Below are 20,382 nucleotides of genomic sequence, written 5' to 3'. Positions count from 1 at the left end.
GGCTCAAGCCTTTAGGGAGCCGCCCGGTCCCGGTGCACCAAAAGGACCAGACCCAAGGAGAGCAGGGTGGCCACAAGGCTGGAACCCCCGTAGGAAAAAAGGGGAAGGGTCAACCCGGTCACCGGCATCACCCCCAACGCCACCCCCAGGTTCACCAGCACCTGGAAGCCCAGCATCCCCCCTACCCCGGCCAGGAAGAGGCGGTCGGAGAGGCGGGGACACTCCAGGGCCATGCTAAGAAGGCGCACCAGAAGGAGGGCGTAAAGCCCCAGGAGGGCCACGGAGCCCACAAACCCCCACTCCTCGGCAAAGACGGCGAAGACGAAGTCCGTGTGGCGGAAGGGAACGAAGCCCAGCTGGGTCTGGGTACCCTGGCCATACCCCTTGCCGAAGAGTCCTCCCGAGCCGATGGCGATGGTGGACTGGATCACCTGGAAGCCCTGGCCCAGGGGATCCCGGTAGGGATCCAAAACGATGAGGACCCGCTCCCGCTGGTAGGGCTTGAGGTTGGGCCAGACCACGGTGGGTACCAGGATGACCAGGGCGAGAAGGCCCACCAAGATGTGCTTCCAGGGCAGGCCCCGCACGAACAAGATGGCAAAGACGCCGAAGAGCACCACCAGGCTCCCCCCCAAATCCGGCTGGAGGAGGAGGAGGAGGATCACGGGGGCCGTCAGGAGCCCGGGCAGAACATAATCCCACACCCGCCGCACCTCCCGGCCCTCGAGGAGCCGGGACAAGGCCAGGATCAAGCCCAGCTTGGCCAGCTCCAGGGGCTGGAACTGCACGGGGCCCAGCACAAACCAGGCCTTGGCCCCGTTGATCTCCCGGCCGACGGCCAAGACGGTCACCAAAAGGAGAAGGGAAAGGGCGTAAAGGGGGTAGGCCAAGGCGAAGACGGTGCGGCGGGAAAAGAACTGAACCCCCACCGCCAGGAGGAGGCCCAGGAGAAAGGCCACAAGCTGGCGGTTCAGGAGGCCCGGGTCCGGGGCGGCGCTTCGGAGGTTAAACAAACCCAGAACGGTTATGGCCAGGGTCAGGAGGATTAAACCCCAGTCGTAGGCCAGAAGGTTCGGACGCCTTAGAACCATGTGCGGCTACCGCAAGGGGATATCGGCAATCAACACCATCTTCTCCCCCCGCTCCTCCAGGGCCACATTGACCTCCTCCTGGGCGGGGAAGTAGCGGCGCAACACCTCCAGAAGGTCCCGCTTCAGGCTCTCCACCAGGCCCGGGGAAAGCTTGGCCCGGTCGTAGGCCAAGACCAGCTTGAGCCTCTCCTTGGCCTTCTCCTTGCTCCGTTTGCGCCACCACATCAGCGACCTCCGAAGAGCCTGCGGATCACCGAAAACAGCCCCTGGGCCTCCTCCAGGTTGCGGAAGGGCACCTCCTCGCCCTTAAGGCGGCGGGCGGTGTCCATGTAGGCGATGGCGGCGGGGCTGGTCCCCTTCAGCACCAGAGGCTCGCCCTGGTTGGTGGAAATGAGCACCTGCTCGTCCTCCGGGATGATGCCGATGGGCTTAAGCCCCAGGATCTCCACCACGTCCTCTACGGAGAGCATATCCCCCCGGGCCACCATCCTGGGCCTTAGGCGGTTGATGACCAGGTAGTTCTCCCGGATCTCCCGTGCCTCGAGGAGGCCGATGATGCGGTCGGCGTCGCGCACACTGGAAACCTCCGGGTTCACCACCACCAAGGCCCCTTCCGCCGGGGTGGCAGCGGTCTGGAAACCCTTCTCGATGCCGGCAGGGGAGTCGATGAGCACCCGGTCAAACCCCTCCTCCGTCAAAAGCTGGTGGACCAACTCCCGGAACTTTGCGGGGTCCAGGGCCTCCTTGTCCTTGGTCTGGGAGGCAGGGAGGAGGAAGAGGTTTTCTATGCGCTTATCCCGGATCAAGGCCTGGCGCACCTTGGCCCGCCCCTCCAGCACGTCGATCAAGTCAAAGACCACCCGCCCCTCGAGGCCCATGACCACATCCAGGTTCCTGAGGCCCACGTCCACGTCCACCACCACCACCTTCTCCCCTAGTTTGGCCAAGGCCGCCCCCAGGTTGGCGGTGGTGGTGGTCTTCCCCACCCCGCCCTTACCCGACGTCACCACGATGGCTTTCGCTTTCACCGCTTCCCCTCCTGCACCGTATCCAATATCTCATCCAATTCGCTCAGGAAATCCAAAACCCGCTTGCCCCGCGGGGTCAAGAGGTATTCTACCCGGGGGGGAACCTCGGGGTAAGCCTGCCGCTGCACGAAGCCCAAGAGGTTAAGCTCCCGAAGCCGCTCCGCCAAGGTGCGGGGGGAAAGGCCCAGGAAGGACTCCAGGTCGGAGAAGCGGGAGGTTCCCCGGCTTAAGGCGAAGAGCACCTCGGGTGCCCCGCGCCGTGCCAGCACCTTGAGCACCTTGCGGGTGTTCTTGGACAGGGCCATGGCCCAATGCTAGCAAAAAACGGTATAGCTATGTACCGGTAAAGCCATGGATGCCAAAGCCAAAGGTAGCCTTGGGCCTCGGGAAAGAATATGCTAGGGGAGGATGAAGGACAGCATCCCACCCGACTGGAAGGACTTCCTAGCCCTCGTGCTGGCGGTCTACAGCCTCCTGTTGCCGCCCCTTTTCCTGGTGCTCGGGGTGCTATTCCTCTTCCTCCTCCTGGTCCGCGTTTTCCTGTAAAACTAAGGCATGGAAGGTCTCTTTGAGTCCCTACCCGAAGGCTACCGGGAAAGGCTTGGCCGCCCCGGGGAGTACCCCTTTACCCGGGGCATCTACCCCCGGATGTACCTGGACAGGCTCTGGACCATGCGGCAGTACGCGGGCTTCTCCACCGCGGAGGAGTCCAACGCCCGCTACCGATACCTCCTCGCCCAGGGCCAGACGGGCCTCAGCGTGGCCTTCGACCTCCCCACCCAGCTGGGCCTGGACCCCGACCATCCCATGAGCGTGGGGGAGGTGGGCCGGGTGGGGGTGTCCATCGCCACCCTCGAGGACATGCGCAAACTCTTTGACGGCATCCCCCTGGACCGGGTCTCCACCAGCATGACCATCAACGCCCCCGCCATGATGCTCCTGGCCCTCTACCTCCTGGTGGCGGAGGAGCAGGGGGTACCTTGGGACAAGGTCTCGGGCACCGTGCAAAACGACATCCTCAAGGAGTACTTCGCCCGGGGCACCTACATCTACCCTCCGGGCCCTTCCATGCGTCTGGTAACCGATATCTTTGAGTTCTGCGCCCAGCGGGTGCCCAAGTGGAACACCATCTCCATCTCCGGCTACCACATCCGCGAGGCGGGGGCCACCGCCGCCCAGGAGATCGCCTTCACCCTGGCGGACGGCAAGGCCTACGTGAAGGCGGCCCTGGAACGGGACCTCAAGGTGGACGAGTTTGCCCCTAGGCTTTCCTTCTTCTTCGCCGCCCACGGGGACATCTTTGAGGAGGCGGCCAAGTTCCGGGCCGCCAGGAGGCTTTGGGCCCGCATCATGCGGGAGGAGTTCGGGGCCAAGGACCCGAGAAGCTGGATGCTCCGCTTCCACACGCAAACGGGAGGCTCCACCCTCACCGCCCAGGAGCCCCTGAACAACGTGGTGCGCACCGCCTACCAGGCCCTGGCGGCGGTGCTCGGGGGCACTCAAAGCCTCCACACCAACGCCTACGACGAGGCCCTGGGCCTCCCCACGGAGAAAAGCGCCCTTCTCGCCCTCCGCACCCAGCAGATCCTGGCCTTTGAAAGCGGGGTCACCCGGGCGGTGGACCCCTTGGGGGGAAGCTTCTACGTGGAACACCTCACCGATGAGCTGGAGCGGGAGGCGGAAAGGCTCATCGCCGAGATCGACGCCCTGGGGGGCGCGGTGGCCGCGGTGGAGGCGGGGTACTTCAGCCGGGCCATCGAGGAGTCCGCCTGGCAGTTCCAGAAGGAGGTGGAGGAGGGCAAGCGGGTCATCGTGGGGGTGAACCGCTTCACCGATCCCCAGAGCCCCCTGAACGAGCCCACCCCGGTGCAGCGCATCGACCCCGAGCTCCACGAACGGCGCAAGCGGGAGCTGGCCGCCTTCAAAGCCGGGCGGGACGGGGAAAGCGTCCGGCTCGGCCTGGAAAACCTCCGCCAGGCGGCCCGGGGAAGCGAGAACCTTTTCCCCTACGTGCTGGAGGCCTTCCGCCGCCGGGCCACCCTAGGGGAGGTCTGCGGGGTGCTCAGGGAGGAGTGGGGGGAGTATCAGCCGGGGAGGTAAGGCATGGAAACCGAGGCCCAGCTTTGGGAGTTTTTGGAAAAACACCTGACCAGCATCTACCAAGGGGACTGGGCCACCTATGAGGCCACCACCCACCCCGACCTTTCCCTTTACGAGTGGTTCGTGACCCCCCACCGCCTGGATGGCCTGGCCTTCCACCGCTTCATGATCGAGCACAACTGGGCCACCTCGGGAAGGCCTCACCGTTTAGACCTCCTGGAAAAGCGCCTCCAGCGCTACGGGGAGGTGGCCATCTTCACCTACACCCTGCTCCTCACCGTGGAGGCGGAAGGGGGGCTAAAGCACCGGGCGGTGAACGAAAGCCGGGTGGCGGTGCGCTTCCCCGAGGGCTGGAAGGTGGTGCACGTGCACAAGAGCCCGGCCGGATAGCCTAGGTCCCCGCCCGGCTCTCGCCAGGGTGGGGTGGCATAACAAGGGGCCGGGTTTCCCCGGCCCCTCCCCTTTTCCCAGGGCTAGGCCCCCTGCCGGAGGCGCTCCACCACCGAGCGGTCCTCGAGGGTGGAGGTATCCCCCTTGATCTCCTGCTCCCCGGCGGCGATCTGCCGCAGGAGGCGGCGCATGATCTTGCCGGAGCGGGTCTTGGGCAGGGCATCCGTGAAATGCACCTCGTCCGGGCGGGCGATGGGCCCGATCACCTTGGCCACGTGGGCCTTGAGCTCGTCCCGCAGGGCCTCCGAGGGCGCATGCCCCTCCTTCAGGGTTACGAAGGCCACGATGGCCTCTCCCTTCAGGGGATCGGGGCGGCCCACCACCGCCGCCTCGGCCACCGCGGGGTGGGCCACCAAAGCAGACTCGATCTCCATGGTGCCCAACCGGTGCCCGGCCACGTTCAAGACGTCGTCCACCCGGCCCAGGATCAGGTAATAACCCTCCTGATCCCGCCGGGCCCCGTCTCCGGTGAAGTACTTACCGGGGTGCTGGCTGAAGTACTGTTGCAGGAAGCGCTCCGGGTCCCCCCAGACGGTGCGGAGCATGCCGGGCCAGGGGCGGGCGATGCAGAGGTGCCCGCCCTCTTCCGGGTTCTCCACGGGGCGGTGCTCCGCGTCCAGGATCTCCGGCACCACCCCGAAGAAGGGCTTCCCCGCGTGGCCCGGCTTCATGGGGTGCGCCCCGGGCAAGGTGGTGATCATGATGCCCCCGGTCTCCGTCTGCCACCAGGTGTCCACGATGGGGCACCGCCCCTTACCGATGACGTTGTAGTACCAGAGCCAAGCCTCGGGGTTAATGGGCTCGCCCACGGTGCCCAAAAGGCGCAGGGTGTCCAGGCGGTGCTTCAAGGGCCAACCCTCGCCCCACTTCATGAAGGCGCGGATGGCGGTGGGGGCAGTGTAGAGAATGTTCACCCCGTACTTGTCCACGATCTGCCAGAAGCGGTCGGGCTCGGGCCAGTTGGGGGCCCCCTCGTACATCACCGTGGTGGCCCCGTTCAGAAGGGGGCCATAGACCACGTAGGAGTGGCCGGTGATCCAGCCCACGTCCGCGGTGCACCAGTAGACGTCCTCGTCCTTGAGGTCGAAGACCAGCTTGGTGGTGAGGTAGACGTAGGTCATGTAGCCGCCCAGGGTGTGCAGGACCCCCTTGGGCTTCCCGGTGGAGCCCGAGGTGTAGAGGATGAAGAGGGGCTCCTCCGCCTCCATGGGCTCGGGGTCGCACCGATCGGAAACCGCTTCCATGAGCTCGTGCCACCAGTGGTCCCGGCCCGGGGTCCAGGGGACCTCCTCCCCGGTACGCCGCACCACCACCACGTGCTCCACGGTGGAGACCTCCTTAAGGGCCTCGTCGGCGTTCTGCTTCAGGGGCACCACCTGCCCCCGGCGGTAGCCCCCGTCCGCGGTAATGAGCACCTTGGCCTCTGCGTCCTTGATGCGCTCGGCCAAAGCGCCGCTGGAAAAGCCCCCGAAGACCACCGAGTGCACCGCCCCGATGCGGGCCGAGGCCAGCATGGCGATGGCCGCCTCAGGGATCATGGGAAGGTAGAGGGTGACCCGGTCCCCCTTCCGCACCCCCAGGCGCTTCAGGGCGTTGGCGAACTTCTGCACCTCCCGCCAGAGGTCGTGGTAGGTGAGGACCCGCTCTTCCCCCGGCTCCCCCTCCCAGATGAGGGCCGCCTTGTTGCGCCGCCAGGTTTGGACATGGCGGTCCAGGGCATTGTAGGACAGATTGGTCTTGCCCCCCACGAACCACTTGGCATGGGGCAGGTCCCCCTCCAGCACCTTCTGCCAGGGTTCGAACCAGTGGAGCTCGGAGGCCACCCGTCCCCAGAAGCCCTCGGGGTCCTTCAGGCTTTCCTCGTAGAGGCGCTGGTACTCTTCCTCGCTCTTGATGTGGGCTTTGCTCCGGAACTCCTCGCTGGGGTAGAACACCCGCTCTTCCTTGAGAACGCCTTCGATCCGGTCCATATACCCTCCCTTGGCCTCTAAGGATAGGCTGGCCCCCGGGTGGGGTCAAGAAAAAGGGGGTTTTTCACCATTTGCCAAACCTTCCTTTTCTTGACAGGTGGGGCCTAGCCCACGGAATATAAACGCAAATGGCCAGGAAGAGGAGCCTCTCCACGGTCCAGGCGGCCCTGCGCATCCTGGCCTACCTGGCCGAGCACCCGGAAGGGGTGGAGGTGAAGGAGGTGGCCCGCCTCCTGGGGAAGAGCCTCTCCACCGCCTACGCCCTTTTGAACAGCCTGGCGGAGGAGGGCTTCGCGGTGAAGACGGAGCGGGGGTACCGCCTGGGCCAGGCCAAGCCCCTCCGGCTGGAAACCACACCCCTCGAGGAGGCCCTGGAGGAACTCTATCTCCGCACCCGGGAGCGGTGCTACCTGGCCCTTCTGACCCCGGAAGGGATCCGGCTCAAAACCCGGGGCCGGCAGGGCCAGCCCCATCCCCTGGGGGACACCCTACCGGAGGAGGCCCACGCCCTGGCCCTGGGCAAGGTTCTTCTGTCCTACGGGGCCCTGCCCCTGCCTCCCCTCGTCCCCAGAACCCCCTACACCCTGACCGATCCCCTGGCCCTGGAAGCGGAACTGGCCCGGGTCCGGGAATCGGGCCTGGCAGCGGAGATGGAGGAGTACGCCCTGGGTCTTTCTGCCCTGGCGGCTCCCCTTTTCAGCCCGAGAGGGGAGCTTTTGGGGGCTTTGGGGGTGGTGGTGCCCACAAGGCGCTTTCCCTTCGCCTTCAGCCGCCTGGCCCGGGCCCTTTCCGAGGTGGCCCGGGTGTCCGCCCACCTGCGCCCCCCGGAGCCCCCCAGCCTGGCCCCTCCCCTGGAGCCCAGCCTCCAGGTGGAGGTGGTGGAACCTCCCTGCCCCCTTAAGGAACGGGCCAACCTGCGGGACTACCCCGGGGCCTACCGGGCAAGCCTCGAGGATCCCGAAAGCTTCTTCGGCAACTTCGCCCGGGAATTCCACTGGGAAACCCCCTGGGAAAGGGTCTACGACCCTGCCACCCACACCTGGTTCAGCGAAGGGCGCACCAACGCCGCCTTAAACGCCTTAGACCGCCACCTGCCCGAAAAGGCCCAGCAGGTGGCCCTCATCACCCTGGACGGGGATGGGCACTTGGAAAAGTGGACCTACCGGGAACTCCTAGACCTCTCCCGCCGCCTCGCCGGGGTCTTCCAGGCCTTGGGAGTGAAGCGGGGGGACCGGGTGGCCCTCTACCTGCCCACGGGGCAGGAGGCTGCCTTGAGCCTCCTGGCCTTGGGGCGGATCGGAGCAGTGCACGTGGCCCTGCCCGTGGGCCTTGGCCCAGAAGCCTTAAGGGAGCGGCTTCTCCAAAGCCAGGCCCGCCTTCTGGTGGCCGCCGACGGCTACTTCCGCCGGGGCCAGCTCGTCCCCTTAAGGCCGGTGGTGGAGGCAGCCCTTTCGGGGTTGGATCTCCCCGTGCTCTGGCACACCCGGGGCACCACAGAGTTTCTGGAAAGGGCCTCGGAGGGAAAGCCCGCGGACGCCGTCCCCGTTCCCGCCCAGCATCCCCTCTTCATCCTCCACACCTCAGGCTCCACGGGCAGGCCCAAGGGGGTGGTCCACGGCCACGGCGGGTACATGGTGGGGGTAAGCTGGGCCCTCCGCTACCTCTTTGACCTGAAGCCAGGGGAAGTGTTCCACACCACCGCCGACCTCTTCTGGGTGGTGGGACATTCCTTCGGCCTGTACGCCCCGCTCTTCCTGGGGGGCACCAGCCTCCTGGTGGAGGACCGGCCGGACCACCCCAACCCCGCCGCCTTCTACGAAAGACTGAGGCGGTTCGGGGTGGACGTGCTCCTCACCTCCCCCACGGTGCTCCGCACCCTGCGTCGCCACGGGGAAGCCCGGCCCACCTCCTTACGCCTGGTGGGGAGCGTGGGGGAGGCCTTGGCCCCCGAGGTGTGGCGCTGGACCCGGGAGCACCTGGCCTGGCCCCTGGACAACTGGTGGCAGACCGAGCTGGGAGCCCCTGCCCTGGCCACCCCCCTCACCCTCCCCGCCAAGCCGGGCTTCGTGGGCGTCCCCTTGCCGGGGGTGGAGGCAAGGGTGGTGGACGCGGAAGGCCAGGTCCTCCCTCCAGGGGCCAAGGGCCACCTGGTGCTCCTGAGGGCAGGGCCGGCCCACATGGTGGATCTCCTGGGAGGGGAAAGCCCCTGGTGGGGCGGGCTCTACTGGACGGGGGATCTCGCCACCTGGGACGAGGAGGGCTACTTCCGCATCCTGGGTCGCTCCGAGGAGGTCATCAAGGTGGGGGAGGTCCGGCTCGGCACCGCCGAGGTGGAAGCGGCCGCCCTCACCCACCCCCAGGTGGCGGAGGCAGCCGCCATCGGGATCCCCGGGGAGGAGGGTGAGGAGATCGTGGTCTTTACGGTTCCCAAAAAGGAGGTGCCCGAGGAGCTTAAGGCCCTCCTGGCCGAGAAGATCAAGGCCCACCTCCTGCGGCATCTGGGGCCGGTCCCCCCGCCCCGGATCGTCTTCGTGGAACGCCTGCCCCGTACCCGAAGCGGCAAGATCCTTAGGCGGCTCCTAAAGGCAGAACTCCTGGGCGTAGACCCTGGGGATGTTTCGGCATTGGAGGAGGAGTATGGCGGTGCAAAAGCTTCTTAAGGCGGAAAAGCGGCTTTGGGCCCCGGAGGAGGTGCGCCTTAAGGCAAATCTCCAGAATTTTCCTGAAGAGTACCGGCGAAGCCTCGAGGACCCCGAGGGCTTCTGGGGGGAATGGGCCCGGAGGTTCCACTGGGAGAAGCCCTTTGAAAAGGTCCTGGAGTGGAACCTTCCCGAGCACCGCTGGTTCTTAGGAGGCACCACCAACGCCGTCTACAACGCCCTGGAACGCAATGTGGAAAGGGGCCTGAGGAACAAGGTGGCCCTCCTCTACCTCTCCGAGGACGGCCGGGAGGAGAAGCTCACCTACGGGGAGCTCCTGGACCGGGTGCGGCGCTTGGCCACGGGGCTCAGGCGCCTGGGGGTGGAACGGGGGGACCGGGTGGTGATCTACATGCCCCTGACCCTGGAGGGGGTGATGGCCATGCTGGCCACCGCCTACCTGGGGGCCATCCACAGCGTGGTCTACGCCGGGCTTGGGGTGAGCGCCCTGCGGGAACGCATCCTGGACGCCGGGGCCAAGCTCCTCATCGCCGGGGATGTGAGCTACCGCCGGGGCAAGGGGGTGGACCTCCGCTCCATCGCGGAAGAGGCCATCCAGGACCTGCCCCTAAAGGTGGTCTGGTTCCAGCGGGCCTTCCAGGCGGAGCTTCCCGAGGGGCATTACGACTTCCAGGAACTCCTCTGGGGAAGCCCCCCGGAGGCCCGGGCGGAGATGGTGGAGGCGGAGCACCCCCTCTTCATCCTCTACACCTCGGGCTCCACGGGGAAGCCCAAGGGCGTGGTCCACGTGCACGGGGGGTACATGGTGGGCACCACCTACCACCTGCGCACCTTCTTCGACGTAAAGGACGACGACCTCTTCTGGGCCACCAGCGACATCGGCTGGATCGTGGGCCACTCCTACATCGTTTACGCCCCCCTCCTGGAGGGAGTTACCAGCGTCCTTCGGGAAGGAGCCCCCGACTACCCCGACCCCGGGGCCTTCTGGCAGGCGGTGGAGCACTACCGGGTGAACGTGATGTTCACCGCCCCCACCGCGGTGCGTCTTTTCATGAAGTTCGGCCCCGAGTGGCCTGCCCGATACGACCTTTCCTCTTTGCGCCTCGTGGCCGTGGCCGGGGAGCCCTTAAACCCCGAGGCCCTGCGCTGGGCTTACCAGCACCTGGTGGACGGGGGCAGGCGGGGCTTTGTGGCCGACAACTGGTGGCAGACGGAGCTCGGGGGCCCCACCCTGGGTACCCCCCTCGTCCTCCCCGCCAAACCCGGCTTCGCCGGGGTGGCCCTGCCGGGGGTGGAGGCGGCAGTGGTGGACGAGGAAGGGCGGGAGGTACCCCCAGGGCAAGGGGGGCTCTTGGTTCTGAAGCGCCCCTTCCCCCACATGATGCGCACCGTCTGGGGCAACCACGACCGCTACCTCCAGTACTGGCGGGAGGTGCCGGGGAACGTCTACGCGGCGGGCGACGTGGCCAGCCGGGACGAGGATGGGTACTTTAGCGTCCTGGGCCGGGCGGACGACGTCCTGAACGTGGCCGGCCACCGCATCGGCACCGCGGACGTGGAAAGCGCCCTGGTCTCCCATCCCGCGGTGGCCGAGGCCGCCGTGATCGGGGTGCCCGACCCCTTAAAGGGGGAGGCCATCAAGGCCTTCGTGGTGCTCCGGCTAGGCCAGGCTCCCTCGGAGGAGCTTAAGGAAAGCCTCATCGCCCACGTGCGCCGGGAGCTTGGCCCCATCGCCACCCCTTCCGAGATCGCCTTCCTGGACAAGCTTCCCAAGACCCGCTCGGGCAAGATCCTGCGCCGCCTCCTCAAGGCCCAGGAGCTGGGCAAGGATCCCGGGGATCTCTCTACCCTCGAGGAGTAACCCCGCCTTACCTTTGGGGCTGGGAACACCCAGCCCCTTTTTCTCACCGAGAAAACCCCTCCTTTTGCGCATACCCGCAAAGTTAGCGTTTCTTGACACCCCCTTCATCCTTCCCTAAGATTGCCCCTAACCGCGAGGGAGGCAAAAAAGGAGCGCATAAGGCGCTTCCCTAGCGGGGGAGGGAGTTATGAGCAAGCTGGAAGGGTACTGGAAGGCCAACGTATCCCTCATACGAAACCTGCTCATCGTCTGGGCTTTGGTTTCGTACGTCTTTGGCATCCTCCTGGTGGAGCCCTTGAACAACATCCGCCTAGGAGGACTTCCCTTGGGGTTCTGGTTCGCCCAGCAGGGAAGCATCTACGTCTTCGTCATCCTGATCTTCTACTACGCCTGGAAGATGGACCAGCTGGACCGCCAGTACGACGTGCACGAGTAGGAGGACAAGATGAGCGTTGAAGCCTGGACGTATCTCCTTGTGGGCCTCACCTTTGCCCTTTACATCTACATCGGCTACGCCAGCCGGGTTCGGGAAACCGCAGGGTTCTACGTGGCCGGCCGCGGCGTGCCGGCCATCGCCAACGGAGCCGCCACCGCCGCCGACTGGATGTCCGCCGCCAGCTTCATCTCCATGGCGGGCCTCATCTCCACCATGGGCTACGACGGGGCGGTGTACCTCATGGGTTGGACCGGGGGGTACGTGCTCCTGGCCCTTCTCCTCGCCCCCTACCTGCGCAAGTACGGCAAGTACACGGTGCCCGACTTCATCGGCGACCGCTATTACTCCCACACCGCCCGCGCCGTGGCCGCCATCGCCACCATTTTCATCTCCCTCACCTACGTGGCCGGGCAGATGCGGGGTGTGGGCATCGTGTTCAGCCGCTTTCTGCAAGTGGACATCGCCACCGGAGTGATCATCGGCGTGGCGGTGGTGGCCTTCTTTGCGGTGCTGGGAGGCATGAAGGGAATCACCTGGACCCAGGTGGCCCAGTACACGGTCTTGATCATCGCCTACCTGATCCCGGCCATCGCCATCGCCAACATCCTCACCGGCAACCCCATCCCCCAGCTGGCCTTCACCTTCAGCGACCTGGTGAACCGCCTCAACCAGATCCAAGTGGACCTGGGCTTCACCGAGTACACCAAGCCCTTTCAGGGCAAGCCCATGATCGACATCCTGGCCATTACCCTGGCCCTAATGGTGGGCACCGCCGGGCTTCCCCACGTGATCATCCGGTTTTACACCGTGCCGGACGTGCGCTCCGCCCGCTACTCCGCCGGCTGGGCCCTCCTCTTCATCGCCCTCCTCTACACCACCGCTCCGGCCCTGGCCGCCTTCGCCCGCTACAACCTCATCACCACCCTGAACGGCAAAACCCTGGAGGAGGTGCGCCAGATCGACTGGGTGGCCAAGTGGGAGAAGACCAAGCTCCTGGCCTTTGCGGACAAAAACGGGGACGGCCGGATCACCTTCGCCCCCGGGCCGGCCTTCGTCATAAAGGGGGGGAAGCCCGACTTCAACGAGCCCAACCCCAAGAGCCGGAACGAGGTCTACATCGACAACGACATCATCGTGCTTTCCACGCCGGAAGTGGCCCGGCTGGCTCCCTGGGTCATCGCCCTGGTGGCGGCGGGGGGTCTGGCCGCGGCCCTTTCCACGGCTGCGGGCTTGCTCTTGGCCATGTCCAGCGCCATCTCCCACGACATCTACTACCGCATCTTCCGCCCGGGCGCCACCGAGGGCCAGCGCCTTTTGGCGGGTCGCATCGTGATCCTTTTGGCGGTGATCCTGGCCGGGTACTTCGGGGTGAACCCCCCGGGCTTCGTGGCCCAGGTGGTGGCCTTCGCCTTCGGTCTGGCAGCGGCGAGCCTCTTCCCCGCCATCCTATTGGGTATCTTTGACAAGCGGATGAACCGGGAGGGGGCCATCGCCGGCATCCTGGTGGGTCTCATCTTCACCGCGGTCATGATCGGGATGATGCGGGCACCCCAGATCTTTGGGGCCCCGGCCCCGGTGATCCCGAACCTCTTCGGCATCAGCGCCGAGGGGGTGGGTGTCATCGGTATGATTCTGAACTTCGTGGTAGCCTACCTGGTTTCCCGGGCCACGCCCCCACCCCCTGAGCCCATCCAGCGCTTGGTGGAGGATATCCGCATCCCCAAAGGCGCAGGACAGGCTGCGGAACACTAGACCTCGAGGGGGGCTTCTGCCCCCCTTAAACTATCTTCATGCTCCATTACCTGCGGTTTTACCTGGGAAGCCTGGTGGTGTTCTTCGGCTTCTACCTCATGGGCCACTACCTCCTGGGCCTTCCCTTCCCCACCCCGGTTACCCTGCTCCATATTGCCCTGGGAGCCGGGGCCGGGGTGGGGCTTGGGATTCTTTACCACCGCATCTGGCCCTTACCCGAGCCCGGGATAGGCCGGGTGATCCGCCTGGTGGTGCTTCTCCCCCCGGCCTTCATGCTGGGCATTGGCCTTCTGATCCTCCTGCAGGCCCAGGTGGCCCTTCACCTCCTGGTGCCCCTTCTGGCTTGGCTAACCCCGGAGTATGGATCCCAGAACCCTTCCACCCCTAAACGCTCTCCCCGAGGCTGAGCGGGAAGCCCTGCTGAAGGAAGCCCAAGCGGAAGAGCATCCCTCTGGCGCCTTCCTCTTGGAACAAGGGGGCGGGCCCGCGCAGGCCCTGTACCTGCTCTTGGAGGGAACCGTGGCCCTGTTGGACGGGGAGGAGGAGGTGGGGACCCTCGAGGCGGGGGAGTTCTTCGGCTTCCCCTCCCTCCTTTCCGGCGAGCCCCCTGCCTTCAGCGTGGTGGCCAAAACGCCGGTTAAGGTCCTGGCCTTCCCCAAGGAGGCTTTCCAAAGGCTTCTGGCGCACCCAGAGGCAGCCCGTTTTTTCGGGCAGGGCCTGGTGGAACGGGTCCGGCTCCGGCTTTCCCCTACCCCTTCCCTCTTCTCGCCGGTGGGCCAGCTGGTGCGCCGCCCACCCGCCTTCATCCCACCCTCCGCCACCGTGGAGGAAGCGGCCAAGAAGATGCGCCAGGAAGGCATCTCCAGCCTCCTGGTGGAAGGCGAACCCCCGGGCATCCTCACCGACCGGGACCTCCGCAACCGGGTCCTGGCCGAAGGCCGCCCCCCTTCCACCCCCGTGGGGGAGGTGATGACCTCTCCCCTCTTCTCCCTCCCAGCGGAAACCCCCCTCTACGAGGCCCTGGCCGCCATGGTGGAGCGGGGCATCCACCACCTGCCCCTCACGGAGAGGGAACGGCTGGTGGGGGTGGTCACCCACACCGACCTCCTCCTGAACCAGGCGCAAAGCCCTCTCCTCCTCTTGAGGCGCATCGAGAGGCTGGAACTGGAGCGGTATAGCCTCGAGGTGGCCTCCTTGGTGGCAAGCCTCTTCCAGAGGGGCCTGGGCGGGGTGGAGATCGGCCGGGTGGTAGCCTCCCTCAACGACGCCCTCATCCGCCGCCTGGTGCGGGAGGCGGAAGCCGCCTTAGGCCCTCCTCCCGTGGCTCACGCCTTTTTGGTCTTCGGATCGGAGGGGAGGCGGGAGCAGGCCCTCCTGACGGATCAGGACAACGCCTTGGCCTTGGAAAGTAACGGCCATGAGGCCTACTTCCAGGCCCTGGCGGAGCACGTGGTGGGGGGGCTCTTGCGGGCTGGGATCCCCGAGTGCAAGGGGGGGTACATGGCCACCCGCTGGCGCAAGACCCTATGGGAATGGCAGGAAACCTTCCGCCGCTGGATGGAGGCCCCCGAACCCCAGCCCCTCCTGGAAACCCAGATCTTCTTTGACCTGCGCAAAGCGGCGGGAGGCCTTTCCCTAAAGCCCCTGGAGGAAACCATCCTCGAGGGAAGCCGGAAGGGGGTCTTCCTTTACCACCTGGCCCAGGCCAGCCTGGAGTTCCGCCCCCCCCTTGGCCTCTTCGGGAGGGTGCGCACGGAGGAGGGCTTTTTGGACCTCAAACGCCACGCCATCGCTCCCATCGTGGCCCTGGCCCGGCTCCACGCCCTCATGGCGGGAAGCCCAGCCAAGGGCACGGTGGAAAGGCTCAAGGCGGCGGTGGAGGGCGGCACCCTGAGCCAGGAGGGGGCGGAGCGCCTCGAGGAGGCCTTCCGCTTCTTCTTCGCCCTGCGCCTGAAACACCAGCTATGGGCCCTGGAAGAGAGTAAGGAGGTGAGCAACCGGGTGCTTTGGTCCAGCCTATCCCCCGGGGAACGGCGGAAGGCCCTCGAGGGCTTCCGGGCCATCGCCGAGGTGCAGGAGAGCACCGCAAGCCGCTTCCAGCTGCGATGAAGGAGAGGTCCTTCGCCCTTTTCCTCCTGGCCCTTTTCCTTTTCCTCTTCCCCGTAAGCCTGGTCTTCCCCAACCCCCTGGGGCCTTGGGAACTTCCTCCCCTTTACCTCTACCTCTACGGCTCCTGGGGTTTGGTGGTGCTTTTGGCCTACCTCCTGTTCCGCCGGCCATGAACCCTCTCCTTCTTCTCCTGAGCCTATTCCTCTACCTGGGCCTCCTCTTCCTGGTGGCCCTCCTGGGGGAAGGGCGGGGACGCCTTTGGGTCCAAAGCCCCTGGGCGTACACCCTTTCCCTGGCGGTCTACGCCACCGCCTGGACCTTCATGGGCAGCGTGGGCCGGGCGGCCACGGAGGGAGCCAGCTTCCTCCCCATCTACCTGGGACCCACCCTGGCCCTCCTCCTCTGGCCTTTCCTTCACGCAAAACTCCTCTCCCTGGCCCGGGCCCACCGCCTCACCTCCTGGGCCGACTTCCTCTACCTGCGCTTCGGCCACGGCTTCCTTGGCCCCCTGGCCGCCGCCTTTCTGGTGGTGGGCCTGCTTCCCTACCTGGCCCTGCAGCTCAAGGCCATCGCCCAAGCCTTCCTCTTCCTCAGGGGCGAGGAGGAGCCCCTCACGGACATCGCCCTTCCCACCGCCTTGCTTCTGGCCCTCTTCGCCATCCTCTTCGGTACCCGCCGCCTGGATCCCTCAGAGCGGCACCAGGGCCTGGTGCTGGCGGTGGCCTTCGAGTCCCTGGTGAAGCTCTTGGCCCTCCTCCTCGTGGGGGGAGTGGCCCTCTGGCGGCTGGGCAACCCGTTTCCTCGGGTCCAAGACCACCCCGAGCTTCTCCCCCTCCTGCTCCCCCAGGAGGGCCTTACCGGTTACCTGGCATGGGCGAGCCTGGTGGTCCTTTCCGGCCTAGCCTTCCTCTTTCTGCCCCGGCAGTTCCACGTGAGCGTGGTGGAAAACACCGATCCTCAACACCTCCGCCTGGCGGCCTGGGCCTTCCCCCTGTACCTCCTCCTCATCACCCTGCCCGTCCTTCCCCTGGCCCTCTGGGGTCGGCTGCTCTTGCCGGGGGCGAACCCGGACCTCTACGTGCTGGCCCTGCCCCTGGAACTCGGAAGCGCTCCCCTAGCCCTTTTCGCTTTCCTGGGCGGGGTTTCGGCGGCCACGGCCATGGTGGTGGTGGAGGGCCTGGCCCTTTCCATCCTCATCTCCAACCACCTCCTCTCCCCCCTCCTCCTCCGCTTCCGTGCCCTGGGAAGCCTCCTCCTTTGGCGAAGGATCTCCATCCTGGCGGTGATGCTCCTGGCCTACCTCTATTTCCGCCTGGCGGGAGAGGCCTACGCCCTGGTGGCCATGGGCCTCATCTCCTTCGTGGCCGTGGCCCAGCTGGCCCCGGCGGCCCTGCTCGGGCTCTTCTGGAAGGGAACCACCCCCCAAGGGGCTCTGGCAGGCCTTCTGGGAGGCATCCTCCTCTGGGCCTACACCCTCTTCCTTCCCGCCCTGGCCCGCTCGGGCTGGCTCCCCCCCTTCTTTTTGGAAGGCCCCCACCCCCTCTTAAGGCCGGAGGGGCTTTTGGGCATCCGGGGCCTGGATCCCGTGACCCACGGGTTTTTGGCAAGCCTTACCCTGAACCTGGCCTTGACCCTCGGGGTTTCCCTCTTCACCCGCCGGAAGGCCTTGCCGGAGGAGCGCACCGGGGAGGTGGAGGAGCTCGCCGCCCTCCTCAGGCGGGTCTTGGGGCCGGAGGCGGAGGAGGGCTTCCGCCGGCAGGCCCAGGCCCTCCCGGGCCGGGAAGCGGCGGGGCTGGCGGAAACCCTGCTGGCGGGGTCCGTGGGACCCGCCACCGCCAAGCTCCTCCTCCTCTCCGTCACCCGGGAGGCCCCCCCGGAGGCCCTGCGGGAGGAGGTGGAGGAGGCAGCCCGGGAATCCCGGGAGCTTCGGGCCTACGCCCAAGCCCTTGAGGAGGCCAGGAAGGAGCTTGCCGAAGCCTACGAACGGCTGAAGGCCCTGGACCAGGCCAAGGACGAGCTCCTGGCCGCGGTTTCCCACGAGCTTAAAACCCCCCTCACCGCCGTGCGGGCCCTGGCGGAGATCCTCGAGGCCCACCCCGACCTCCCCGAGGGGGAACGGGGCCGCTTCACCGCCCTTCTCGCCAAGGAAACCGCCAGGCTCTCCCGCCTGGTGGAGGAGGTCCTGGCCTACACCCGGCTCCAGGCAGGGGTGCCCCTGGCCCGCAGCCCCACGGACCTCCGGGCCCTGGCGGAGGAGGCCCTGGCCCTGGTGGAACCCCTGGCCCGGGAAAGGGGGATTACAATGGAGTCCCATCTGGCGGGGGTGCAAGCCCTCACCGACCGGGACCGGGTGCTCCAGGTGCTTTTGAACCTCCTCCACAACGCCCTGCGCCATGCCCGAAGCCGGGTGCGCCTGGAACTTGCCCTTAAGGACCGGGAAGCCCTCTTCCGGGTAGTGGACGACGGCCCCGGGGTACCGCCCCAGGCCAGGGCCTTGGTATTCGAACCCTTCCAGAGCTTCTCCGGAGGTACAGGCCTGGGCCTTTTCCTAGCGCGGAGGCTGGTGGAAAGCCTGGGGGGACGAATCTGGTTAGAGGAGGGGGAAGGAGCCAGCTTCGCCTTCACCCTTCCCCTGGAGGTGGCGCATGAGGATCCTGGTGGTGGACGATGAGGAAAGCATCCTGGTGCCTTTGGAGTTCCTCCTGAAAAAGGCCGGGCACGAGGTAGTTCTGGCCCGCACGGGGGAAGAGGCCCTCGAGGCCCTATCCCGAGGAGTCTTTGACCTTATGGTCTTGGACCTCATGCTTCCCGGCGTGGATGGCTTCGCCGTCTTGGAGCGGGCCAAGGCCCTACCCCAAAGGCCCAAGGTCCTGGTGCTCACCGCCCGGGGGCGGGAGGCGGACCGGGCCAAGGCCTTGGCCCTGGGAGCCGAGGCCTTCATGGCCAAGCCCTTTGGCATCCAGGACCTCCTTTCCCAGGTGGAGGAGCTCGCGGGGGGAAGATGAGGGAAACCTGGCGCTTTTTGGGAGCCCTTCTTCTGGGCCTTCTCCTGGTGGGGGGGACCGTGGGCCTGGGCCTTTTCCTCCTTCTTCAAGGGGAGGAGGGCCTGAGAGAGGAACTTCTCCGCTTGGTCCAGGCGAAGCTACCCGTACTGCTTTTCGTGGGCTTCCTCTTCACCCTGGTGCTGGCCGCCCTCCTCTACCCGGTCTTCCTGGGCTACCTGGCCGCCACCCGGGCCCTGGGTCAGGAGGCGGAGATCCTCCTGGCCAACCCCGGCCACCGCTTGCGCCTCCGGGGGCCCTTTGAGCTCAGGGCCCTGGCGGACCTCATCAACCGCCTGGCCCAGGAAAAGGAGGCCTTGGAGAAGGAGGTGACCGTGCGCATCGCCGAGGCCAAATCCCTTCTGGAGGAGGAAAGGAAGAAGCTTGCCGCCCTTATCGGCCACCTTCCCCACGGGGTGGTGCTGGCCAACCCCAAGGGCCAGGTCCTCCTCTACAACCAAGGAGCCCGGGAGCTTTTGGGGGAGGGCCTAGGGGTGGGCAAAAGCCTCTTCGGCCTCCTGGATCGCGGCCTCATGGTCCACGCCCTGGGGCTGCCGGAGGAGCGGTTTTTAACCCAGGGGCCCAAAGGGCCCCTCTGGATCCAGGTGGTGCCCCTGGAGGGGGAGGAAGGGTTTTTGATCCTCCTGGAGGAAGCCCGGGAAAAGGGCGGATGGGATGCCGCCCTTCTTCACCGCCTGAAGGACAAGTTGGCGGGGCTCAAGGCCCTGGCAGAAGCCCTGGATCAGGAGGCCAGGGGAACCCCCCTCGAGCGCCTTCTCAAGACCGCCAAGGCCACCGCCGAAGAGCTCGGCCAGCTGGTGGCCTCCTGGGAAGCCCCGGCCCAGGCGGCAGAGGTATTAGCGGAAGACCTTCTAGCCCTCCTGGCCCAGGCCCTGGAGCGGGAAACAGGGGTTTCCCCAGGGTTCTCCCTGGAGGGGGAAGCCAGGAACCTCCTGGTCCAGGCGGACACCTACGCCTTGGCTTTAGGCCTGGCCGCCGCCTTAAGGGACGAGGAGGAAGCCTTCCTGGAGGGGAGGCGGGAGGGCAACCTGCTCCACCTCACCCTCACCCTGCCCCTATCGCGTACAGGCCCAGGGTCCGTCCACCCCCACCCCCCCCTCTTCTCAAGGAGGCGGTGGAGAGGTCCGGCGGGAGCACCTGGTGGGCGGGATCCCGCCTTCATCTCCTCCTACCCGCCCGGGAAGCCCCCCGGCTTCCCGCCAAGGCAGGCCCTCCCCCCCGGGCCGAGGTCTTCGACCTCTCCCTGCTCCACACCCCCGAGGAACTGGAGGAGGCTCCCTTGGAAGGTCTCCTGTACACTGCCTTCGACCTGGAAACCACCGGCCTGGATCCGGAAAAGGACGCCATCATCGCCCTAGGGGCGGTCCACATCCTCGGAAAAAAGGTGCTTCGCCACGAGGTCTTCGAGGCCCTGGTTAACCCTGGACGCTACATTCCCAAGGCCTCCACCGAGGTCCACGGCCTCACCTGGGAGGTGCTGAAGGAAAAGCCCAAGCTGGAGGAGGTGCTCCCCGGCTTTCACCTCTTCCTGGAGGATACGGTGCTCCTGGCCCACAACGGAGCCTTTGACATGGCCTTCCTAAGGCGGGTGGGCATCGACCAGCCCCCTTTGGTGGATACCCTCCTCCTTTCCTACCTGCTCTTCCCCGACCTCCAGGACCACCGCCTGGAAACCCTGGCGGAGCGCTTCGGCGTGCCCGTGATCGGCCGGCACACCGCCTTGGGGGATGCCCTCATGACCGCAGAGGTCTTCGTGGGCATGGTCCCTCTCCTCAAGGCCAAGGGCTACCGCACCCTGGGGGAGGTGCTTAGGGCCTGCGCCAGGCTGCCCCTGGCCCGGCTCAAGTACTGACCGCCAAACCC

General features: G+C 66.5%; 19 protein-coding genes. 14 read left to right on the top strand and 5 right to left on the bottom strand.

From position 1 onward, the window contains the following. Positions 1-11: 11 nt before the first annotated feature. Genes rodA through EBI04_RS00340 form a run of 4 tightly spaced genes read right to left on the bottom strand, consistent with a single transcriptional unit; the run spans position 12 to position 2,424 of the window. Entirely contained in the window at positions 12-1,091 is a 1,080-nt protein-coding gene (gene rodA, locus EBI04_RS00355) for a rod shape-determining protein RodA (RefSeq protein WP_135255560.1), read from the bottom strand. Positions 1,092-1,097: 6 nt separating this feature from the next. After that, the gene (gene minE, locus EBI04_RS00350) at positions 1,098-1,316 is read right to left on the bottom strand and encodes a cell division topological specificity factor MinE (RefSeq protein WP_015716659.1); all 219 of its coding nucleotides are present in this window, start codon (positions 1,314-1,316) and stop codon (positions 1,098-1,100) included. Further along, entirely contained in the window at positions 1,316-2,119 is an 804-nt protein-coding gene (minD, locus tag EBI04_RS00345) for a septum site-determining protein MinD (RefSeq protein ID WP_135255559.1), read from the bottom strand. The genes minE and minD overlap by 1 nt, the downstream gene beginning before the upstream one ends. Continuing rightward, entirely contained in the window at positions 2,116-2,424 is a 309-nt protein-coding gene (locus EBI04_RS00340; RefSeq protein WP_135255558.1) for a winged helix-turn-helix transcriptional regulator, read from the bottom strand. The genes minD and EBI04_RS00340 overlap by 4 nt, the downstream gene beginning before the upstream one ends. A gap of 103 nt (positions 2,425-2,527) precedes the next feature. Between EBI04_RS00340 and EBI04_RS13095 the strand changes: the two genes are divergently transcribed. Genes EBI04_RS13095 through EBI04_RS00330 form a run of 3 tightly spaced genes read left to right on the top strand, consistent with a single transcriptional unit; the run spans position 2,528 to position 4,609 of the window. Continuing rightward, positions 2,528-2,665, top strand: a complete 138-nt coding sequence (locus tag EBI04_RS13095; RefSeq protein ID WP_167481842.1) for a hypothetical protein — start codon at positions 2,528-2,530, stop codon at positions 2,663-2,665. Between the two features lie 9 nt (positions 2,666-2,674). Next, positions 2,675-4,219 (top strand): acyl-CoA mutase large subunit family protein, encoded by a 1,545-nt coding sequence (locus tag EBI04_RS00335; protein ID WP_135255557.1) that lies wholly within the window; start codon positions 2,675-2,677, stop codon positions 4,217-4,219. Positions 4,220-4,222: 3 nt separating this feature from the next. Continuing rightward, on the top strand, positions 4,223-4,609 hold the full coding sequence (locus tag EBI04_RS00330) for a nuclear transport factor 2 family protein (RefSeq protein WP_135255556.1): 387 nt from the start codon (positions 4,223-4,225) through the stop codon (positions 4,607-4,609). Between the two features lie 83 nt (positions 4,610-4,692). Here the strand turns inward: EBI04_RS00330 and acs are convergent, their stop codons facing one another. Beyond that, positions 4,693-6,639 (bottom strand): acetate--CoA ligase, encoded by a 1,947-nt coding sequence (gene acs, locus EBI04_RS00325; RefSeq protein ID WP_135255555.1) that lies wholly within the window; start codon positions 6,637-6,639, stop codon positions 4,693-4,695. 128 nt (positions 6,640-6,767) lie between these two features. On the opposite strand from acs, the gene EBI04_RS00320 reads away from it, so the two are divergent. The 11 genes from EBI04_RS00320 (at position 6,768) to EBI04_RS13330 (ending at position 20,371) form a co-directional block, all read left to right on the top strand. Further along, complete coding sequence (locus tag EBI04_RS00320) at positions 6,768-9,299, top strand: AMP-binding protein (RefSeq protein ID WP_135255554.1); 2,532 nt, start codon at positions 6,768-6,770, stop codon at positions 9,297-9,299. Further along, positions 9,277-11,160 carry an acetate--CoA ligase gene (locus tag EBI04_RS00315; protein WP_135255553.1) on the top strand — a complete coding sequence of 628 codons (1,884 nt, stop codon included), beginning with the start codon at positions 9,277-9,279 and terminating at the stop codon, positions 11,158-11,160. The genes EBI04_RS00320 and EBI04_RS00315 overlap by 23 nt, the downstream gene beginning before the upstream one ends. Before the next feature lie 187 nt (positions 11,161-11,347). Then, positions 11,348-11,596: a DUF4212 domain-containing protein gene (locus tag EBI04_RS00310; protein ID WP_135255552.1), complete on the top strand. Its 249-nt coding sequence runs from the start codon at positions 11,348-11,350 to the stop codon at positions 11,594-11,596. A gap of 9 nt (positions 11,597-11,605) precedes the next feature. Next, entirely contained in the window at positions 11,606-13,348 is a 1,743-nt protein-coding gene (locus tag EBI04_RS00305; protein WP_135255551.1) for a sodium:solute symporter family protein, read from the top strand. A 38-nt stretch (positions 13,349-13,386) separates the two neighbouring features. Next, complete coding sequence (locus EBI04_RS00300; RefSeq protein ID WP_135255550.1) at positions 13,387-13,755, top strand: hypothetical protein; 369 nt, start codon at positions 13,387-13,389, stop codon at positions 13,753-13,755. Continuing rightward, a complete protein-coding gene (locus EBI04_RS00295; RefSeq protein ID WP_135255549.1) occupies positions 13,709-15,457 on the top strand; it encodes a putative nucleotidyltransferase substrate binding domain-containing protein in 1,749 nt (582 codons plus the stop codon). Before EBI04_RS00300 ends, EBI04_RS00295 begins: the two co-directional genes overlap by 47 nt. Further along, entirely contained in the window at positions 15,454-15,630 is a 177-nt protein-coding gene (locus tag EBI04_RS13090; protein WP_167481841.1) for a hypothetical protein, read from the top strand. The genes EBI04_RS00295 and EBI04_RS13090 overlap by 4 nt, the downstream gene beginning before the upstream one ends. After that, the gene (locus EBI04_RS00290; RefSeq protein ID WP_135255548.1) at positions 15,627-18,128 is read left to right on the top strand and encodes an ATP-binding protein; all 2,502 of its coding nucleotides are present in this window, start codon (positions 15,627-15,629) and stop codon (positions 18,126-18,128) included. The genes EBI04_RS13090 and EBI04_RS00290 overlap by 4 nt, the downstream gene beginning before the upstream one ends. Continuing rightward, positions 18,103-18,462 carry a response regulator transcription factor gene (locus EBI04_RS00285; RefSeq protein WP_135255547.1) on the top strand — a complete coding sequence of 120 codons (360 nt, stop codon included), beginning with the start codon at positions 18,103-18,105 and terminating at the stop codon, positions 18,460-18,462. The genes EBI04_RS00290 and EBI04_RS00285 overlap by 26 nt, the downstream gene beginning before the upstream one ends. Beyond that, on the top strand, positions 18,459-19,877 hold the full coding sequence (locus EBI04_RS00280; protein WP_240695325.1) for a hypothetical protein: 1,419 nt from the start codon (positions 18,459-18,461) through the stop codon (positions 19,875-19,877). Before EBI04_RS00285 ends, EBI04_RS00280 begins: the two co-directional genes overlap by 4 nt. After that, positions 19,799-20,371 carry a 3'-5' exonuclease gene (locus EBI04_RS13330; RefSeq protein WP_240695324.1) on the top strand — a complete coding sequence of 191 codons (573 nt, stop codon included), beginning with the start codon at positions 19,799-19,801 and terminating at the stop codon, positions 20,369-20,371. The genes EBI04_RS00280 and EBI04_RS13330 overlap by 79 nt, the downstream gene beginning before the upstream one ends. Positions 20,372-20,382 lie beyond the last annotated feature (11 nt).

It is taken from the genome of Thermus caldilimi, assembly GCF_004684245.1.
Lineage (GTDB): Bacteria > Deinococcota > Deinococci > Deinococcales > Thermaceae > Thermus > Thermus caldilimi.
The sequence above is the reverse complement of the archived record's forward strand: the minus strand, read 5'-3'. Positions and strand labels throughout refer to the sequence as shown.

Bases quoted from the DNA above. Each gene is read 5' to 3' on its own strand.
- EBI04_RS00280 (WP_240695325.1), top strand. From the start codon at position 18,459: ATGAGGGAAACCTGGCGCTTTTTGGGAGCCCTTCTTCTGGGCCTTCTC.
- EBI04_RS13090 (WP_167481841.1), top strand. From the start codon at position 15,454: ATGAAGGAGAGGTCCTTCGCCCTTTTCCTCCTGGCCCTTTTCCTTTTC.
- EBI04_RS00315 (WP_135255553.1), top strand. From the start codon at position 9,277: ATGGCGGTGCAAAAGCTTCTTAAGGCGGAAAAGCGGCTTTGGGCCCCG.
- EBI04_RS00320 (WP_135255554.1), top strand. From the start codon at position 6,768: ATGGCCAGGAAGAGGAGCCTCTCCACGGTCCAGGCGGCCCTGCGCATC.
- EBI04_RS00340 (WP_135255558.1), bottom strand. From the start codon at position 2,424: ATGGCCCTGTCCAAGAACACCCGCAAGGTGCTCAAGGTGCTGGCACGG.
- EBI04_RS00295 (WP_135255549.1), top strand. From the start codon at position 13,709: ATGGATCCCAGAACCCTTCCACCCCTAAACGCTCTCCCCGAGGCTGAG.
- EBI04_RS13095 (WP_167481842.1), top strand. From the start codon at position 2,528: ATGAAGGACAGCATCCCACCCGACTGGAAGGACTTCCTAGCCCTCGTG.
- EBI04_RS00310 (WP_135255552.1), top strand. From the start codon at position 11,348: ATGAGCAAGCTGGAAGGGTACTGGAAGGCCAACGTATCCCTCATACGA.
- rodA (WP_135255560.1), bottom strand. From the start codon at position 1,091: ATGGTTCTAAGGCGTCCGAACCTTCTGGCCTACGACTGGGGTTTAATC.
- EBI04_RS00290 (WP_135255548.1), top strand. From the start codon at position 15,627: ATGAACCCTCTCCTTCTTCTCCTGAGCCTATTCCTCTACCTGGGCCTC.
- EBI04_RS00285 (WP_135255547.1), top strand. From the start codon at position 18,103: ATGAGGATCCTGGTGGTGGACGATGAGGAAAGCATCCTGGTGCCTTTG.
- EBI04_RS00300 (WP_135255550.1), top strand. From the start codon at position 13,387: ATGCTCCATTACCTGCGGTTTTACCTGGGAAGCCTGGTGGTGTTCTTC.
- minE (WP_015716659.1), bottom strand. From the start codon at position 1,316: ATGTGGTGGCGCAAACGGAGCAAGGAGAAGGCCAAGGAGAGGCTCAAG.
- EBI04_RS00335 (WP_135255557.1), top strand. From the start codon at position 2,675: ATGGAAGGTCTCTTTGAGTCCCTACCCGAAGGCTACCGGGAAAGGCTT.
- EBI04_RS00330 (WP_135255556.1), top strand. From the start codon at position 4,223: ATGGAAACCGAGGCCCAGCTTTGGGAGTTTTTGGAAAAACACCTGACC.
- EBI04_RS00305 (WP_135255551.1), top strand. From the start codon at position 11,606: ATGAGCGTTGAAGCCTGGACGTATCTCCTTGTGGGCCTCACCTTTGCC.
- acs (WP_135255555.1), bottom strand. From the start codon at position 6,639: ATGGACCGGATCGAAGGCGTTCTCAAGGAAGAGCGGGTGTTCTACCCC.